This window comes from Christiangramia aquimixticola (assembly GCF_048285835.1).
GTDB classification, from domain to species: domain Bacteria; phylum Bacteroidota; class Bacteroidia; order Flavobacteriales; family Flavobacteriaceae; genus Christiangramia; species Christiangramia aquimixticola.
Genome location: NZ_JBLVTL010000211.1, coordinates 1 through 301, shown reverse-complemented (window position 1 = coordinate 301; position 301 = coordinate 1). Strand labels below are relative to the sequence as shown.

1 protein-coding gene is annotated in these 301 nt (G+C 44.9%); it reads left to right on the top strand.

What is annotated here, in order from left to right; all coding sequences use genetic code 11:
• The coding region (locus ACNKXV_RS14175; RefSeq protein ID WP_417908360.1) for a RagB/SusD family nutrient uptake outer membrane protein at window positions 1–301 on the top strand (301 nt) is incomplete at both ends.

The following is a 301-nucleotide window of genomic DNA, read 5'->3' as shown; positions in this document are numbered from 1 at the left end:
ATCAAATTCTTTCGTCTATTGATCCTGTAACCTTTGATGCGACTAGCAAAAACAATATCAAAGGTCAGGCGCTGTTCTTGAGAGCTTATTCGTATTTCGAATTGGTGCGTTATTTCCAAAAAGCGCCACTTCATCTCACTCCGGTGACCAACCGATCTGAAGCCGCAAAAGAATTGGCCTCAGAAGAGCAACTGTATACTCAAATCATCAAGGATGCACAAGAAGCTATTACACTTCTTCCTGCTAGACCTCAGCAGGAGCTGGGAAGAGTGACTTCCGGAGCGGCAAGAATGCTTTTGGC